The organism is Microbulbifer sp. MLAF003, assembly GCF_030012965.1.
In the GTDB taxonomy this organism is placed as follows: domain Bacteria; phylum Pseudomonadota; class Gammaproteobacteria; order Pseudomonadales; family Cellvibrionaceae; genus Microbulbifer; species Microbulbifer variabilis.
Genome location: NZ_CP120232.1, coordinates 614,883 through 632,297 on the forward strand (window position 1 = coordinate 614,883; position 17,415 = coordinate 632,297).

Annotated in this window: 19 protein-coding genes and 1 pseudogene; 7 read left to right on the top strand and 13 right to left on the bottom strand. The window is 48.7% G+C overall.

Going from position 1 to position 17,415, the window contains the following annotated elements:
* Positions 1-25 precede the first annotated feature (25 nt).
* A complete protein-coding gene (locus P3339_RS02985) occupies positions 26-820 on the top strand; it encodes an SDR family NAD(P)-dependent oxidoreductase (RefSeq protein WP_282952388.1) in 795 nt (264 codons plus the stop codon).
* 401 nt (positions 821-1,221) lie between these two features.
* On the opposite strand, the gene P3339_RS02990 is transcribed toward P3339_RS02985, so the two are convergent.
* The 8 genes from P3339_RS02990 to P3339_RS03025 all read right to left on the bottom strand — a co-directional run bounded on the left by P3339_RS02990 (position 1,222) and on the right by P3339_RS03025 (position 7,339).
* A complete protein-coding gene (locus P3339_RS02990; protein ID WP_245556714.1) occupies positions 1,222-2,124 on the bottom strand; it encodes a copper resistance protein B in 903 nt (300 codons plus the stop codon).
* A gap of 298 nt (positions 2,125-2,422) precedes the next feature.
* Entirely contained in the window at positions 2,423-3,217 is a 795-nt protein-coding gene (locus P3339_RS02995; protein WP_020414470.1) for a copper resistance protein B, read from the bottom strand.
* Entirely contained in the window at positions 3,214-3,657 is a 444-nt protein-coding gene (locus tag P3339_RS03000) for a multicopper oxidase domain-containing protein (RefSeq protein ID WP_282952389.1), read from the bottom strand. The genes P3339_RS02995 and P3339_RS03000 overlap by 4 nt, the downstream gene beginning before the upstream one ends.
* Positions 3,576-4,961 (bottom strand): copper resistance system multicopper oxidase, encoded by a 1,386-nt coding sequence (locus P3339_RS03005; protein WP_282952390.1) that lies wholly within the window; start codon positions 4,959-4,961, stop codon positions 3,576-3,578. Before P3339_RS03005 ends, P3339_RS03000 begins: the two co-directional genes overlap by 82 nt.
* Before the next feature lie 9 nt (positions 4,962-4,970).
* Complete coding sequence (locus P3339_RS03010; RefSeq protein ID WP_020414472.1) at positions 4,971-5,459, bottom strand: DUF411 domain-containing protein; 489 nt, start codon at positions 5,457-5,459, stop codon at positions 4,971-4,973.
* Between the two features lie 142 nt (positions 5,460-5,601).
* Entirely contained in the window at positions 5,602-5,952 is a 351-nt protein-coding gene (locus P3339_RS03015) for a hypothetical protein (RefSeq protein WP_282952391.1), read from the bottom strand.
* A gap of 132 nt (positions 5,953-6,084) precedes the next feature.
* Positions 6,085-6,882 (bottom strand): oxygen-binding di-iron domain-containing protein, encoded by a 798-nt coding sequence (locus P3339_RS03020; RefSeq protein WP_020414475.1) that lies wholly within the window; start codon positions 6,880-6,882, stop codon positions 6,085-6,087.
* 13 nt (positions 6,883-6,895) lie between these two features.
* Positions 6,896-7,339: a pseudoazurin gene (locus tag P3339_RS03025; protein WP_020414476.1), complete on the bottom strand. Its 444-nt coding sequence runs from the start codon at positions 7,337-7,339 to the stop codon at positions 6,896-6,898.
* Positions 7,340-7,601: 262 nt separating this feature from the next.
* On the opposite strand from P3339_RS03025, the gene radA reads away from it, so the two are divergent.
* Entirely contained in the window at positions 7,602-8,996 is a 1,395-nt protein-coding gene (gene radA, locus P3339_RS03030; protein ID WP_282952392.1) for a DNA repair protein RadA, read from the top strand.
* Between the two features lie 130 nt (positions 8,997-9,126).
* On the opposite strand, the gene P3339_RS03035 is transcribed toward radA, so the two are convergent.
* On the bottom strand, positions 9,127-10,227 hold the full coding sequence (locus tag P3339_RS03035) for a YHYH protein (RefSeq protein ID WP_282952393.1): 1,101 nt from the start codon (positions 10,225-10,227) through the stop codon (positions 9,127-9,129).
* 45 nt (positions 10,228-10,272) lie between these two features.
* Entirely contained in the window at positions 10,273-10,524 is a 252-nt protein-coding gene (locus P3339_RS03040) for a hypothetical protein (protein WP_282952394.1), read from the bottom strand.
* 197 nt (positions 10,525-10,721) lie between these two features.
* Between P3339_RS03040 and P3339_RS03045 the strand changes: the two genes are divergently transcribed.
* The 4 genes from P3339_RS03045 to cobO are packed head-to-tail and all read left to right on the top strand — an operon-like array spanning position 10,722 to position 12,645.
* Positions 10,722-11,147 carry a hypothetical protein gene (locus tag P3339_RS03045; RefSeq protein WP_282952395.1) on the top strand — a complete coding sequence of 142 codons (426 nt, stop codon included), beginning with the start codon at positions 10,722-10,724 and terminating at the stop codon, positions 11,145-11,147.
* A 12-nt stretch (positions 11,148-11,159) separates the two neighbouring features.
* Positions 11,160-11,576, top strand: coding sequence for an alpha/beta fold hydrolase (locus tag P3339_RS03050; protein WP_282952396.1), 417 nt, complete (start codon positions 11,160-11,162; stop codon positions 11,574-11,576).
* The gene (locus P3339_RS03055; protein ID WP_282952397.1) at positions 11,573-11,974 is read left to right on the top strand and encodes an alpha/beta fold hydrolase; all 402 of its coding nucleotides are present in this window, start codon (positions 11,573-11,575) and stop codon (positions 11,972-11,974) included. The genes P3339_RS03050 and P3339_RS03055 overlap by 4 nt, the downstream gene beginning before the upstream one ends.
* A gap of 56 nt (positions 11,975-12,030) precedes the next feature.
* Positions 12,031-12,645: a cob(I)yrinic acid a,c-diamide adenosyltransferase gene (gene cobO, locus P3339_RS03060; RefSeq protein WP_026305216.1), complete on the top strand. Its 615-nt coding sequence runs from the start codon at positions 12,031-12,033 to the stop codon at positions 12,643-12,645.
* 163 nt (positions 12,646-12,808) lie between these two features.
* Here cobO and P3339_RS23290 read toward each other — a convergent pair whose 3' ends face one another.
* The 3 genes and pseudogenes from P3339_RS23290 to P3339_RS03070 form a co-directional block, all read right to left on the bottom strand.
* Positions 12,809-13,120, bottom strand: coding sequence for a helix-turn-helix transcriptional regulator (locus tag P3339_RS23290; RefSeq protein WP_353056910.1), 312 nt, complete (start codon positions 13,118-13,120; stop codon positions 12,809-12,811).
* A 174-nt stretch (positions 13,121-13,294) separates the two neighbouring features.
* Positions 13,295-13,815 (bottom strand): annotated as a pseudogene (locus P3339_RS23295) (AraC family transcriptional regulator ligand-binding domain-containing protein); the annotation flags it as partial.
* 788 nt (positions 13,816-14,603) lie between these two features.
* On the bottom strand, positions 14,604-16,205 hold the full coding sequence (locus tag P3339_RS03070) for an AbgT family transporter (RefSeq protein WP_020414484.1): 1,602 nt from the start codon (positions 16,203-16,205) through the stop codon (positions 14,604-14,606).
* Positions 16,206-16,535: 330 nt separating this feature from the next.
* Between P3339_RS03070 and P3339_RS03075 the strand changes: the two genes are divergently transcribed.
* Positions 16,536-17,237, top strand: coding sequence for a glutamine amidotransferase-related protein (locus P3339_RS03075; RefSeq protein ID WP_282952398.1), 702 nt, complete (start codon positions 16,536-16,538; stop codon positions 17,235-17,237).
* Positions 17,238-17,415 lie beyond the last annotated feature (178 nt).

A 17,415-nucleotide genomic window follows, 5' to 3' on the forward strand; every position in this document is an offset into this window, starting at 1 on the left:
AATTTCTTACAAGGGGAACATACAGATGGATAAAAAAGTTGTATTGATAACCGGCGCCTCCTCTGGTATCGGCGAAGCCTTTGCTTATGAATGTGCAAAGAAAGGCGCGAACCTCATTTTAGTTTCCCGTAACTATAGGGCTTTATCGGAGATAGCCAGGAAGATTGAAGGGAGATATTCAGTTAAAGTGGATATTATTGAAATTGATTTAAGCGTGGAAGGTGCCGCACAGAAACTATATATCGAAACCCAATCGCGGGGATTGGCAATAGATATCTTAGTCAACAATGCAGGATTCGGTAAATGGGGGAATTTCCAAGACTTTGACTTGAAGACATACAGAAGTTTACTTCAGCTTAATATTAATACCTTAACTGAGTTATGCTATTTATACCTTCCTGAAATGAAGTCAAGAAATACAGGGGGGATTATCAATGTGGCTTCCAGTGCAGCTTTAATGCCAGTACCCTATGCAGGGGTTTATTCTGCATCTAAAAGTTATGTGTTAAATTTCTCAGAAGCTCTACATAATGAACTGCTTGGAACGGGAGTCACTGTTACCTGCCTCTGCCCCAGTGGAACCAAGACAAATTTTGCTGAGGTGGCAAATAATAAGGTAAGCGTTGATGAAAATTTATATGAAACCGCTGAGCACGTTGCTCTGGTTGGAATCAATGGATTCTTGGCAAAGAAAAGTTATGTGCTTTCGGGTAAGCAAAAGTGGACGCTTGTTTTACTTCCTAGACTATTGAGCCGATCGATGTTGTTGAAGCTATCGGGCAGAGTGTTTAAAGGTATTGTAAATAACAAAAAGGCTTAGCTTTTAAGGATTATTTTGATAGCGGTATTATAGGTTTTTTGGGTTTCCAGCAATTGATGACTTTCGTTGCTTGGAAGCAAATCGCGCGCAGGTTAGAGACGCGTAATTTCCCTTGCCTTAAACTGTCAAAGAAAAAATACAATGACGAAAATCACTGAAGAGTTCCCGCGGTAGGATACAGCATCGGAGTTAGAGAAATATTTAAGGTAGATTAGAGCGTCAATTGGCTGTCTGTATTCTGGTCTATTGATTTCCTTTGGGTACCCTTAAAAGTTCTTCTTACTAGCAACTTAGTGTGGGGCGGTTTGAGTTGATGCTGGGATATTCGTGAGGATGAGATTTTAGAGGGCTTATTGGTTTAGTGTAGATACTAGGCATTCGGAGAATAGTACTCTTCGGCCTTATAGCCAAGCCCTAAATCCAAGAACCCATACAGTATCGTATACCATTTCTCCTTCTTCGCGTTCAAAGTCAGCCGTATTACCGGTATTTCGATATTGATGAATGCCAATATAGGGGGAAAACTTGGGGTGAATTTCATAACGTAAGCGCACGCCGATTTCTATTTCGGATAGACCAGAACCGCCGTCCACACTCGCATCATTTTGCCCAAAGAAATCTAGCTCAGCACGTGGTACTAAGCTCACTTTTTCTGAAATTTTGAACGTATACTCCCCTTCTATACGAAGGGCTGTGCTACCACTTCTACCAAAGAAAAGTACAGCATCCATTTCGAAAGAGTAGGGCGTTTCGCCAATAACTCCAATGGCAAACCAGTTACGGCTGGTGTTCTCTAACTGAAAATCATGGCGTATTCCGGTAAGCACATTCCAGTTGGCAGAAACTGAGCGGCTATAAACTCCCCATAATTCATTTTCATCAGTTTCTCCATTGGTGCGTTCATAATCAACCTCTATTGATATCTTACTTTCATCTGTGCCATAGCTGAAGTCACCTTCGATGGTGGCTCCGTTATTGCCTTGTAATTCGAATTGGTCAAGACTGAGCTTGGCTATCGGCTTGTCTTCTCTTATGTTCGTATCATTCAGTGTGGAGCGGTACTGGATAGAGTGATGTAAATCTCCTTGAGACTGTCCTTTGGCAGGCTGCATTCCTATTAGTAATAAAAAAATAATTACTGGTGTTATTGGTGCTTTATGTGAAAGAGGTTGTCTTATATCTTGGCAGGACTTCCATATGAGGGTCAGATATCTAGTTAAATCTACGGTGGTGAGTGCAAAAAAATCTTTGCAAAGGTGTGATGAAGGAATATGGCACTGAGCTGTAGGATTGAAGTGCGACACCTTTAGCCCTTTTTAACCTCATTTTGTCTGATATGGAATTTTCGTTCATCCATCGCAAAAGATATTTATGACGCTGATAATTTACAGATTTTAGGTTTGTAAATTGTAGGGAATTAATAATGATTATAAGTATATTGCCTGTCTAAACTCTCGATTTTACTGAGGTCTGTCTGTTAATCCACTATGAGTAAGAAAATGTCGTGTATTTAAACTACCATGATGAATTATTTAGAATGTCTATTGAATTTTCTCGACGAACAGTAGTTTGTTGTGAAAGAAATTATTGGTAGGGTGGGGATTAAAACCAAGCACGAATACCGATAACCCACACGGTAGTATATACTTTTTCTCCTTCTTCACGGGCAAAGTCCGCTGCATTGCCCACTTCTCGCTCATGATGAACCCCAACATAAGGGGAAAACTTGGGATGAATCTCATAGAGAAGGCGCAAACCTAATTCTGCTTGAGATAATCCCGTACCACTACCGGCGATTTCGTCATTTTGACCGAAAAAATTCAGTTCTAGGCGTGGAATCAGAGTGACTTTCTCTGCGAGTTTGGCCTCATATTCCGCTTCCAGACGGAAAGCTGTGCTGCCACTTTTCCCAAGAAATAACACCGCATCCATTTCTAATGAGTAAGGTGTTTCTCCGATTAAACCAACCGCCAGCCAGTTACGGCTGGTACTCTCTCTCTGGAGGTCGTGACGTATGCCGGAGAGGAAATTCCAGTTTTTGGAAATAGCGCGGCTGTAGACCAGCCATCGCTCATTTTTTTCTGTTTCACCTCCTCCCCGCTCGAAATCGATTTCCAGCACCAGCTTATTAATGTCGCCTCCATAACTGAAATCCCCTTCAATTGCTGCGCCATTTTGGCCGCGCCGCTCGAACTGGTCGAAACTGAACTTGGCTGTAGGTTTATCTTCTTCCCCAGCGATGCCATTACCTTCTCCAACGGTAGTTTCGTTGGAGCGAGACTGGATGCTGTGGTGCAGATCTTCCTGATTTTGGGCTAAAGCTGCTTGAAAACTCGGCTCGGAGCATAGGGCAATGAGGGCTGTTGTTGTGGCTTTTATTATTGTGTGGTGGTTCATACCACACGGACCTCACGGAAAATGCCGTGAGCGCGATAGAGCATTTGGCAGTGTAATGCCCAGCGCCCTCGGGTATCGGCATTTACCAGAAAACTGATTTTGGCGCCGGGCTGCACTATCACCGTGTGCTTGCGTGGCAGGTACTCTCCATCGCCGGTTTCCAGCTCACTCCATAAACCATGCAGGTGCATGGGCTGGGTGAGCAGAGTGTCGTTTACCAGAGTGATACGAAGGCGCTCGCCATAGGTTAATAGTATCGGTGTGGCATTCCTATATTTAACGCCATCAACTGACCATAGATAACGTGCTGGATTACCGGTGAGGTGTAACTGCAGTTCCCGCTGCGGTTCGCGTTGGCCTAACGATGGAGTGAGGCTGCGAAGATCCGCGTAACAAAGTACGCGGCGGTTGTAGCGCTGCTGATGTTTACGCAGTCCCACGCCGGGATCATACACTCCATTTTTGGAGTGAGCGCGCGCAGGGCTACGCCATGACCTTTTTCTGTTGGTTGGTGAATGATAGAGCTATTGCTTCCCAGGCCGGCGGGGGCCAGTTTGCCACTGTGTTCTTCAGCGGAAGGCTGTCTGCCGGCGGCTTTAGCGCCACTGGCAGGAGTGAATCCCAGATCGCGCTCATCAAGTATTGGGATTGGGTCCATGGAGGGAACTTCGGCAGTGAATTTCTGATTTGGCGTTAAAGTGCCACGAGCGAAACCACCGCGGTCTATTGCTTGGGCAAACAGAGTGTAGGCTCTGTCCTCTTTAGGCCTAACTACCACATCGTAGGTTTCCCCGGTGCCAAGGCGGAACTCATCTACCCGCAGAGGCTGAATATTCTGGCCATCGGCACTGACCACTGTCATATCCAAGCCAGGAATGCGCAGGTCGAAGATTGTCATGGCTGAGGCGTTGATAAAACGTAGCCGTACTTTTTCTCCGGGGGCAAATAGGGCAGTCCAATTGTCCTCCGGGGTTTGTCCATTGATCAGGTAGCTGTAGGTATCGCTGGTGATATCAGATACGTCCCGATCAGATATGCCAGCGAAGTTCCATGGATGACGTTCGCGCCAGGTTTGCTCTATACCTTTTGCGCGTACATCTCGCCAAAGATCTGTGGTGGTGCGGCGGCGGTGGCGGTTGTAATAGTGGCCATCTTTCTTCAGGTTAGAGTAAATCCGCTGGGGGGAATCGTCGCTCCAATCGGAAAGCAACACCACATAGTCCCGGTCATAGGCCACCGGGTCTTCGTCAATTGGATCAATGACGATGGCTCCATAGAGTCCTTGTTGCCTCTGGAAGCTGGAGTGGCTGTGGTACCAGTAAGTGCCGCTTTGTTTTACCTTGAAACGATAGCGAAAGTTTTCCCCAGGCCTAATTCCAGGAAAATTGAGCCCCGGCACTCCATTCATATTGCTCGGCACTCTGATACCGTGCCAGTGAATCGAAGTATCCTTGGGTAACTGATTGAACACATTCAGGGTGACAGTTTGCCCTTCACGCCAGTGCAGAACTGGGCCGGGAACTGAACCATTAACTGAAATAGCGTTGCGTCGTTGGCCGGTGAAGTTGACCGGTCTTTGGCCCACTTTCAGGGAGAAATGCTCGCCACTTAGTATCGTGGGTGGAGGCACCCTCGTTCTGGCGGCGAGGGGAAGACTAGATAAGCCTAATAGAGCTGCGCCGGCGGTAAGGCCGGTCACAAAGGTGCGGCGCGAGATCGCACCACACCATGGGGGGTTTGTCATCGACAGCCCTCAGAACTGTTCTCCGGCAGAGTTAATCGCGGCATAAACCACGCTGCTGCCATCTTTGTTTATTTGCATTACCTGGTAGGGGGTAAAGCGATCGCCTACCTCCATGCCAGGACTTCCCAGGGGCATACCGGGAACTGCCAGCCCCAGGGCATTTTTCGGTGGATTCTCCAAAAATTGGTGAATCATTTTGGCTGGCACATGCCCTTCGAAAACATAGCCTTCCTTGGACACACTGGTGTGGCAAGACTGGTAGCGGGGTTCAATTCCATGCTGCTTTTTGACGCTGTTAAGGTCATCGACATCTTTCGCTACCACATCGAAGCCAGTTTCCCGAGCGTGATCAACCCAGACTTTGCAGCAACCGCAAGTGGCTGACTTGTAGGTGGTCAGGCTGGGGCTTTGTGCCGGTGATTCAATAGACTCGGCACAGGCGCTCAATGCCATGGGGATAAAGATAGAGGCTATAGCAGCCAGGAAAGTTCGGTACATGGAGAGTCTCCTTGTTTTCAAAATTGATTACGCGTCATGTGAAAAATGCACGGGGCTCTGGGCACGCGGAGATCTGTTCGCGCGTGAAAAATTTCCTGGTGGATTGTCTGGGTCAGGAGAGCCCTGTGATGCCTGTTGCAATTCAGGAGTGAATAGGAGGTCGCAACTCGGTATCTGGCTCTGGAGGGGAGTTGAAACGGAAATAGGCTGTATTACATGAGCTCTGCGTAATAAAAATGGGCTTGCTATCAGAAGGGGCAGCGAGGTTATTGCCAAGCCCAGGACAGCAGCCGCACTCAATACTGCAATTGCCGGCGTGCTCATTGCTACAGTCGTCAGGCTTCTCTGAGGAACAGTGACTCTGTTCGTTGGAATCAGCGCTCATTAAGGCCGGTGCTACCTCACCACGCTCAATACAAGGTACCGCCGAAGCCAAGCCGGCAAAGGCAAGGAGCAGTATCAGTAGCAGTGAGCGTAAAAATCCGGGGTTCATGGCTTCGGCCTGAATAAGTACAGGGACGCAGTGTATGAGCTGACACTTAGGGGCGCAACAGTGACCGGGGTGTTGGTTAATGAGGTGAAACACTGGTGGCGTTGTAGGCGCCACCAGTCAATATCTCTGGGTTCAGGACTTGCCGAGGGGCAGGCGGAAATCTTGATGGCGCAATAGATCTGGGCCGCACTCCAGCTTCTCCAGCCAACCTAGGAATCGGTTTTTGGTTTCGTCCGAGGAGAAATAGCCGCCGTGCTGAGGCACGATCATAGACGGGTTTAATTCACGCACCATCTTGGCCCAAAGCCGGCAGGCCCAATTGCCTCCCATATAGCGCTGGTGAAAACCTTCCATTGATGGGATATGTGTGTCGAAATCTAACACCTCTCCCTCTTCGCCACCGAGGGAGGCACCAATATCTCCGGAAAACAGGATACGGCTAACCGGATCATAGAAGCTGAAATTGCCACATGAATGCAGAAAGTGAGCGGGCAGGGCCCAGATTTCACTATCGGCAAAAGGCAGTACTTCGCCTTTATCATTGAGCGGTACTATGCGGTCCTGCCATTTCTCACTGCCCGCCCGAGAGGCTACGAAGCCAGATACTAAATGTGGCAAGAAGCGCGACCAAAGTTTTGATACTGCCACCTTACAGCGGGAATGCAGCATCCAGCGCGGCAACGAGGCGATAATATCCGGATCCTGGTGTGAGGCCAGAATGTATTCAAGATCGCTCAGGTTAAGGTGGCGGCTGAGCTCGATAGTCAGGGGTGTATAGGTTAGATCGCCGCCGGGATCAATGAGCGCTCCCTTGGTACCGCGGCGAATTACAAACTGGTTGGCCTGAACGCCGTCGCTGCCATTCTGCTCATTGACCAGATCGCAGAAACGCGCAACCAGGTGGTGGCCTTTTTCAAATAGGATGTCCACGCCGCGGCTCTCCTTATTTCACCAAGCCGAGGTACTGTTGCAGTCGCTCCTTATTTACAGCAATACGATCATTCATCCCTTCGGCGTGTTTCTTGGCCTCCTCAAGGTTGCCGGCTTCGCCGACCTGAATTACCCCAACCATACCCAGTGGTAGATGTGGGTCACACTGGTATAGGTAAACACCCTCTTTGTTCAGGGTTACAGTCACTTTTTCCCCCATAGTGCCGTTCCAGGAAGCGCCCTCTGCTGGGGAAAATACGGAGCGGGTGTTGTGGGCCATATCAGTGGGAAGAAAAGTTACTGTGTCGCCCAAGGCAACGCTTAGGAAGGCTGGTTCAAAAGTCATCATGCCATCCTTGCCCTGGTTCAACATTTTAACTTCGTGGTCTGCTGCCAGGGCGGAGGTCGAGGCCAAGGCGAGCGCTAGAATTGCGCCGCGAAGAGAAATAGACGACATGCTTACTTCCTGTTTGGTGATTGGTCAGTGTGATTGAATGCCTCCCCATTAGTGGGTACAGGCAGCGGCGGATATTATCTCGGTGGAGACCCAGGGAATTGATCTAGATCAATCGCGTAGACGGCGTAGATTAAGGAAGTAAGTGCCATTGCGTTGGACCGATACAGGTGAGTCATTTATGTCTGCTCAGCGCTGCCCGTTGTTCCCTGATAAGGGGTAAACTGTACGCCAAATTATTCGGGCAACTGTTCGGGAGATAACCTTGGCCGCAAAACGCAAAACTGCCTATGTATGTAATGAATGTGGTGCGGACTACACCAAATGGGCAGGGCAGTGCAGTGCCTGTGGTACTTGGAATAGCCTTTCAGAGGTACGGCTTGGGCCTGAACATAAGGACAGCCGTGCAGCCAATTTTACCGATGCGCAGAGCGGCTATGCCGGCACTGCTGGTGCTGGCAAGGTGCAAAAGCTCTCGGAAATTGACCTGAGCGAATTACCGCGAATTCCCACTTCCGCCTCTGAGTTAGATCGTGTGCTGGGCGGGGGTCTGGTGCCGGGCTCGGTGGTGCTGATTGGTGGACACCCCGGAGCCGGTAAATCCACGGTACTACTACAAACTCTGTGTCATTTGGCTATCTCCATGCCAGCGTTGTATATCACCGGGGAGGAGTCCTTACAGCAGGTGGCTATGCGGGCCAAGCGCCTGAGCTTGCCTACAGACTCCCTGCAACTACTTAGCGAAACTGATGTAGAGCGCATCTGCCTGGCGGCCAGGGAGGTGAATCCGCAAGTGATGGTGGTGGACTCCATCCAGGTCATGCATATGAGCGATGTACAGTCCGCACCAGGCTCGGTAGCTCAGGTACGGGAGAGTGCAGCCTACCTGACCCGCTACGCCAAGCAAACCGGCACGGCACTGATTCTTGTGGGCCACGTCACGAAAGATGGCAGCCTCGCCGGCCCCAAAGTACTGGAGCATATTATCGATTGCTCCATTTTACTTGAAGGTACTCACGACTCCCGTTTCCGCACTTTGCGCGCGCACAAAAATCGATTTGGTGCGGTCAATGAGCTGGGGGTGTTCGCTATGACCGAACAGGGTCTTAAAGAAGTCTCCAACCCCTCCGCTATTTTTTTGCAGCGCGCAGAGGAAATCGCCGCGGGTTCGGTGGTAACTTCTGTTTGGGAGGGTACTCGCCCACTTTTGGTGGAGTTGCAGGCGTTAGTGGATGACAGCAGTTTGGGTAATCCGCGCCGTGTGGCAGTGGGGCTCGACCAAAACCGTTTGAACATGTTGTTGGCGGTGCTGCACCGACATGGTGGTGTATTGGTGGGCGACCAGGACGTATTTATCAATGTGGTAGGTGGGGTTAAGGTCATGGAAACCAGTGCTGATCTGACTTTGTTATTGGCTGTGGTTTCCAGTTTCCGTAACCGCGTTCTGCCCCGAGATTTGGTGGTGTTCGGTGAAGTGGGCCTGTCTGGTGAGATTCGACCTGTGCCTTCAGGCCAGGAGCGTTTGCGTGAAGCGGCCAAGCACGGTTTCCGCAAGGCGATAGTGCCCGCCGCAAACCGCTTAAAAAATGATATCGAGGGGATGGAAATGCACTCGGTAAAAACTCTGGCGGAAGCCCTTTCCGTTATAGATATGAGCTGAAACTGCTAAATTTTTTCAGCAAATCATTGTAATTTGTTGTTTGAGGAGAAACTGCTGTTGATTCAACTGTTACCCGGTTAGCGATCGCCTTTAAACGTATTGTTTAAATAAATTGGCAGGTTTGGTTGAGTCAGCCGAATCTCCTTCCCGCTCCTCTGTCGCGGGGTGTTCTCTGTGGGCCCCGGCGAAAATCTTCTGAAGGCGTACCCTTGTAGCAGCGCGGAATAATTGGCCATTCTTCAGTGAGGAAGTAGGCGTAGGTGCCCTCGGGAAAGTTGGGGGAGCGCACGAAACGGCCGTTGCACTCATCAAGGGAGCCTGAGCCTTCCACATACTCGTAGTCAGCTATGAAAGTACCATCATAGTAACCGCCTGGCTGATTGCTGCCAGCAGGACGCTGCCCAGCTTTCACTTGATAACTGGACCGCATTTTTGCGACACCGGATTCACTATTTTGGCCATCTTGAAAACCGTACAAGGCATAAATTGGGAAGCCATCTGCAGCCCAACCAATTAGCGGTGAGTGGTGCTCAGAGGTTACTTGCAAGCGTGCCAGAAGTCCGGTCGGCAGGCCGTGGTAGTGGTAGGCTCCGCTAGGCTGCACATGCGCAAAGTTATCATCCACACCTAAGAGGACTGCACCTGATAACGCTTCATATCGCCAAGGGCCACGATTACCCAGATACCATTCTGCTGCACTTGGATCAAAAGGCACACCGTTAATGCCGATGCCGAAATTCTGCAGTGTGACGGGTGTGACTTGTGCTGCCACTTTGGGGGTGGCTGGAATTCTGTATTTATAGCGCTGGGCTTCAATTCTGTGTGGATTACCTGCGTTGGGAAAAGCGCCTGTTTTATGTGTTGAGATACCATTGGCTTCAATCACTCTCCAGGGGCCCTGCACAGACACCGTCACCACACTGGAGGCGATAGGCGTACGATTTGCAGGAACAGTGCTTTGCAACCCATCTGACTGTATTGCTAGGTGTTTGCGAGTGGGAGGTCTGCCTGCAATACGGTCTTTGGAGGGGGCCTGGGCAATATTCAATCTCTCCGGTAGGCAGATGAGTGTCTGGGACTCTGTTAAGTTAAAACACTGGCCAATACTATGCCCGACAGCACAACTGGCACCGGGAGTGAGGCTATGGCAGGCTTCAGTTGATGTTTCTGGTAAATGACCTAGAGCAGTCGGGGCAACAAAGACAAGAGTTAGTAATAACCACTTTTTCATACGACAACCTAAAACTGCACGGCCCCTGACAGATCGGAAAATTTATTAGGAATCCGCTTCTTTGTCCCTGCGCGGTCTGTGGCCCTCCATTTTTGCCGGTACGCAGACCAGTTGCTCTTCCTTGGGAGGGATACGGCAAGTGCCTTCCAATGTACCTCGTGGAGTTTCAACGGTGCAGGAATCCCCTTCCGACATTTCATTACATGCATCAAAGGCCTCCTGAGGCGGTTTGCGAGGTTGTGCCGTTGCTGTAGAGGCGATGGCTAGCATAGCGATGGGAATCAGAATTTTATTCACAGTGCTCTCCTTTTTGGATTCGACTGAGTGGATTGTTGCTATCAGTATTTCATAACTGGTGTGGAGCCTTATCTTGGGAAGGAGGCTTTTTTCACTAACCGATGAGAGCCAACATAGTTCAGGAATGCGCAAGGAATGTGGAATTTATGTAAAGAAATGTGGAAGTAAGCAAGGGCGCTGGTACCAGGTAGAGCTTCATGTTTAACCGCGTGTTTGACCGGTCTGTTCATTATGGTCGGACTGTCGCGCTATCATACTTGCTGTTGCTTTGTTACCCAGTAGTGGATGTTTCACTTTATTTGGGTAAAGGAGGCTCGTTAATATTTTTGAAACAGAATCCAGTCTGTCTTTATAGTGGCCAGCCATTTCACGTCGCAGTAAAAGTGGAAAGTCTCACATCGGCTTCATTACCGATTCTGGTGTGTATATGGTGGAGAGCAGGTAAATTTATAAAAAATGAGGTGAAGTGGTTTATAGCTGCTATTTCAGGCCTTTCTTCCTTTTCACCCGGAAAAGGTGCCATTTCCCTATTTATTGGGATTAAGGTGAATCTCTTTGTCACTCACTTTCTGCTGCTGAACTATACCTTTGTAGTTATTCTTACTACAGCTATCTGGTATTGATGGTGGAACTGTATGTCGGTATTTAGCCAGGATGGCGTGAGCCTGTACTTTGAGCTTCGCGGGAATGGTCCTCGCCTGGTATTCCATCCCGGTACTCTCAGTGATCTCAGAGTACATCCGACTGTATTTGATTCTCCATTGGCACGACATTTTGAAATACTGAGTTTTGATCCACGAGGAATTGGGCAATCCAATTCTCCCGATGCCTCTCCTACGATGTTTGACTATGCCCAGGATCTCAAGCGTTTAATGGAGCATATAGGTTGGCAGGATGCACTGTTTATTGGCGAATCTTTTGGTGGAATGGTATTGCAGGAGTTTGCGCTTCTCTATCCACAAGCTGTGCAGAGACTCGTTTTGATAGTCACCAGTTCTGGGGGCCGGGAGGAGCTTCATTTCCTCTCCATAAATATGATATCGAAGCAATGAACGTCGAGGAAAAAGTTAACTTTTTCATCTCGGCTGGAGATAGCCGTATGCCGAGTTTCAATAATGAACAAATAGAAACGGCGCTCTACACACCTCTGCGGAATTACTACAAGCAAGTTTGTGAGATTTCTATAAATAAGCCGGAAGGGGCTTTATGCCGTTCTCGACAGCTCCAGGCAAGAAAGGGACATGATACCTTTGAACGCTTGCCTGAGCTCAGGGTTGGGACACTTATTTGTGGTGGTCGTTATGACAGAATCGCTCCTTTTGAAAACCAGAAGGCTTTATTCCAGCAAATAAATGAATCTCGCCTGGGAATTTTTGAAGGTGGGCATCATGTACTATGGCAGGACACTTTGATTTGGGGTGTCATTTTGAGTTTTCTTAAGTTGACTTAAATATTGCTATCAATTTGTTTACATAGTTATGTGCCTAAATATTTATTGGTTTTTTTATGAGCTCTAAATTTCAGGATGAAAGTAGACAATACAAGGAGCGTATGCGGAATCGCAAGCAGATCGTTGATGAGACGGTATCTAGAGCGCAGGATGAGCGTGGAACTGTAATTTTATATACTGGTGATGGTAAAGGTAAAACCACAGCAGCTATGGGGTTGGTAACAAGGGCTCTGGGTTATGCTTTCTCTACGGTGGTCATACAGTTTATAAAAGGTACTTGGGAGTGCGGGGAGAAGAATTTATTGATGGGATCTTCCCGCCCTTTGCAGTGGTACCAGATGGGTACGGACTTTACCTGGGAAACCCAGAACTTTGATGCAGATAAGGCCGCAGCACAAGCGCTATGGGAGAAGGGGTTGATGGCCATGCGTGATGAAAGCGTGTACTTGGTTGTTTTGGATGAATTGACCTATGCATTAAATTTTCACTGGCTGGATAAGGCTGAAGTATTGGCAGCTATACGGGATCGCCCCAAGGAACAGTCAGTTATTATTACCGGCCGTGGTGCTAAACAATATTTGAGGGATATTGCGGATACCGTTAGTGAAATGCGCGCGGAAAAGCATGCCTTTGCTAGTGGTCTCGCAGCACGTAAAGGTATTGAGTGGTAATGAAGCAACTGCAGGCATAGGCCTAAACCTTGCGGGTAAGGATTGAGCCAACTGGTTTTGATTATTAGCACCTACTGATAATATATTTACAGCTTAATGCGCTGAGGCCGACAGGGTGATGTTATCACAATAAGCACCCTGCCATTTTTGGTGAAGGGTCCAATTACTCGGTTTCTGCTACTTCTCTGGCAGCGATGCTGGCTATCATTTGGCGTCTCACACGCATCGGCGTGGTTCCAAACCAACGATAACAGGCGCGGTTGAAAGAGCTCTGCTCACGGTATCCCAACATATTGGATATCTGTGACATGGGCGGCTGTTTGGTACTCAAGTAGTATTCGGCACGCTCACGGCGAATGCGATCCAGTAAATCTTCAAATACGAGATTGCGGTCACGCAGCCTCCTTTGCAGGGTGCGCTTGTGCATGCCAAGTTGGTTAGCAACTTCTTGCAGGCTGCAACGCTTCAGCGGCATCAGGCAATAAATAAGCTGCTGCACTTGCTCTATCAGACTGGCTTCCCCCTGTTGTAGGAGCTCTTCAATATATGTCTTTAGCAGTGGACGTAGGCTCGGGTTACACTTTTCAGTGGGGTGTAATAGGGAGCTACTGCTCAGGATAAGTGCATCTTTTTCCCGCCCAAAGTGTATCGGGACACCGAAGAAATTTTCATACTGGTCATGCAGGGGGCGCTCTGTTTGCAGATGCACGGCTTCCAATTGGAAGTTTTCTCCGCAAAGATTCTGTAATGCGACCATGGAGACCCCGAGGAGAAATTCTCGGCACTGTTCCAGGGCAATAGCGGGGGCTCCCCGCTCCTCTGTTTGGAGGTCGTCTATGCAATAAAAATAAAGATATGTGTGTTTGCCTTTTTTCTGAAGTTCCACACGCAGGTTATAGGGTGGCTCTCCGAGCTGCCTAATTGCTGCGTTGAGGAACTCCCCAAAGTTAGGGACTGCAGTACCGCTGCTCCCAGCGATCCCAATGCAGCCGCCCCCTGGCTGTAAGCAAGGCGCAGTCCAAAATCTGCACAGTTGAGTTGATGCGTAGCTCTGTTCATCAGGTCGTTTACGGATCTTAAGGGTAGGTAACCCTCAAGGCTTTCAACTTGCTGGGGATTTATTCGGGCATTTATTAGCAAGGCCTCAGGGCTGCCATTAAATTGGCTCACCAACTCATAAAAGCCCGTTAACAGCGTAGTTCTTATTTGTTGAGTCAATTTCTTAGAATCCTGTATACCACTCGGATAAATGACGTTATGAACTTGTTCCGAGTTAAATAATTCAATCTGGCGTTAGTGAAACGACTGTTAGCAGAACCCAGGGATAATAAAAAACGGAGCCTTGTGGCACGTTATTTATGGTTTTCTTCTAAGGGTTATTACTGTGTCTGTTATAAGGACAATCTTGTCGGCGGAAGTCTGCTCTGTTTTGACGTCCGGATATGTCAATGGATGGATGGGCAATAACAGTCACTGCCTTATAAAAATAAGGTCAGTGCAGGGCACAACCATGGTGCTCATCCTGAGCGGATAGTGAATGATAGTTCGATCAGGGCAGGGCGCTGGTGGCGATAATCCGCGTATTGATCTCCGCTTAACGTTATTACAAGTATCTATATTACTTGTTTTTTTTAGGTCTTTTGAAGACTGTTAATCGATATGTGGATTTAAACCTTGTCGCCTAATGAAAAAAAATACCCGTATGCTTGGTCATTTAAGAAAAATATTCCTTAAATTCTTATAAATGCATTTTTTGTTTTATGGCGACTAAGCGATTGGGAATAATAGTTTTTCAGAAAAATTTGTCAGAAATCGGTTTTCGTTAAATATGTTCTCTGCAAGAAGCCTTGCCTGCCCGAAATTGGGACATACGTACTTTCTTTGGTGGCTGTAGTTAGGATTAGGACAAAGGGTTGTAAAAAAAGAGCCCGCATAGGGCGGGCTCTGGAGTGTATGGTTTAGCCGCCGTAATAGGTTGCGGCTCCTGGACCAACAGGGAGGCCCAGGGCAAAAACCCAAATGTAGAAGAGGGCAGTCCAACCGATAAAGAAGAAAATAGAGTAGGGGATCATAGTGGCGATCAAGGTGCCCATGCCTAGGTCTTTTTTGTAGCGGGCGGCGAAGGTGATGATTAGGCCAAAGTAGCTCATCATTGGCGTAATCACATTTGTCACAGAGTCACCGATACGATAGGCCGCTTGAATAACTTCGGGGGCATAACCGAGCAGCATCAACATGGGTACAAAGATCGGGGCGGTTACAGCCCATTGGGCAGATGCGCTACCGAGCATCAGATTTACAAAACCGCACATCATGATGAAGAACAGGAACAGCAGTGGCCCGGTCAGGCCAATGCTCTGTAGAGCGTCGGCGCCCAGTACAGCAAAGATAGTACCGAGATTGGTGACTTTAAAGAAGGCAACAAATTGTGCTGCGAAGAACACCAGCACAATATACATGCCCATGCTATTCATGCTCTTGGCCATGGCATCGATCACATCGCGGTCATTCTTCATGGTGCCAACCACTTTGCCGTAAACAAAGCCAGGAATGGCGAAGAAGACGAGGATCAGGGATACAATACCTTTCAGGAATGGGGAGCCGGCTACCAAGCCGGTCTCCGGGTTACGCAGAACTCCCCACTCAGGTACAACAGAAAGAGCAAATAGAGCGGAAACGGCTAAGACAGCGAGACCCGCGTATTTAAGTCCCCGTTTCTCGTCATCGGTCAAAGTGCCCAGCTTGTCCTGGCTTAAATCTACCGAAGCTTCATTTGGGTCATACTTACCCAGCTTGGGTTCTACGATTGCCATTGTGACCCAGCTGCCGACAAGGGTAATCAGGAAAGTACTGACGATCATAAAGAACCAGTTTACTTCCGGACCGACGCTGTAGGTCGGGTCAATCATATGGGCTGCTGATTCTGTTATGCCTGAGAGTAGTGGGTCCACAGTGCCCAGTAATAGGTTGGCGCTGTAACCACCAGAGACACCGGCAAAAGCAGCAGCCAAACCCGCCAGGGGATGACGGCCCAGGGAGTGGAAGATCATGGCTGCCAGAGGGATCAGCACAACATATCCGAGTTCTGAGGCGGTGTTAGAGATAATACCGGCGAAGACCACGATCACTGTGACAGTACGCTTGGAAGCCTGCAATACCAAGCCGCGTACTGCGGCACTCAGCAGGCCTGAATGCTCAGCAATCCCTACTCCGAGAAGAGCGACCAATACTGTTCCAAGAGGGGCAAAGCCGGTGAAGTTTTTCACCAGGCTGGTGACGATCATCCTAAGGCCGTCACCGCTCATCAAGTTGAAGACTTCAATGACTCCATCTGGGTCACGGCCAGCTGCGCCCACAGGGCGGGGATCGGCGACAGACAGGCCAAAGTAGGAAGCTATGCCACTGAGCACTACCACCCCAACGGCAAAAAGTGCAAACAGGGTAATGGGGTGGGGAAGCAGATTACCAAGCCACTCCACTACATCTAGGAAGCGAGTAAAGGCCGTCTTGCGCCCAGGCGAACTATCCTGCTGATCGCTGGGGGAGGTCGTTGTGGTCATTGTTTGTCCTCAATCATTTTGGTGTCGGCTGCTCCTAATTGCCTCTGGAGCGTCCGTTAGCCGAATAATTGGCTGAAAAATGTGCTAAGGCGCGATCATACACAAAAGTCCTTTGGGTAAGAATGCCTGAGGGGGAATGTTCCCTACGGGTGGATCGGTAATCACCAGTCAGATATACACTGGGGAGGGTGTTTTAAAGAAACGGCACTTCTATTTCGGTCACCAAAACTGTGAGTTTGTGACAGTCTTTTAACAGGTCAGCTTAAGAGACCTGTCATTCTTGAATATGCCATAATCCCAACACTCAGCAGTCAACTCAGCGGTGAAATAATGAAAATTGGAGTGTTAAAGACCGACGATGTGCGCAAGGAGCTGGTGGGCGAATTCGGCGAGTATCCGGAGATGTTTGCCGAGCTATTGCGCAGTCAGGATTCAGGGTTGGAGTTCGCTACCTACGAGGTACAGCACGGTCAATACCCGGAGCAGATAGATGAAGTAGATGCATATCTGATCACTGGTAGTAAAACCGGTGTTTATGATGATAAAGAGTGGATTCCGCCGCTGATGCAATTTGTGCGCAAGTTACACGATGTAAAGAAGCCCACTATTGGCATTTGCTTTGGACACCAGCTGATTGCTCAGGCTCTGGGAGGAAGAACCCGCAAGTCTGACAAAGGTTGGGGATTGGGAGTGCATACCTATGAGATGCAGGAAACTCCCTCCTGGATGTCTGAGCCGCTGAATAACTTTAGTTTGTTGGTTACCCACCAGGATCAAGTTGAAGCGCTTCCCCCGGGCGGCCGTGTGCTGGCTTCCAGCGAGTTTTGCCCTATGGCTATGTTGCAAGTGGATGACCATATGCTCAGCTTTCAGGCTCACCCAGAGTTTACAAAGCCCTATTCCAATAGCTTGATGGAGTTGCGCCGGGAAGCTTTCGGCGAAGAAGTTGTGCAGAAGGGGCAGGCTTCTTTACAAAATGATATCCATGAGAATGTCGTTGCCAAGTGGATGTTGGAGTTCTTGCGCAAATAATATATTTCAAGAGGGCGGGTTTCTCGTCCTCTTATCTTGCCTCTTCATCACTTTAACCCTACCGCAGAATTTTTTATTTTCATCAGTCTTGGTCAAGATATATATCCTTTGATTGCAAAATCAAATTTGGGTTTTTAATAAGAAGATATTGTGTAAGCAACCTTGCCAGTAATGTATT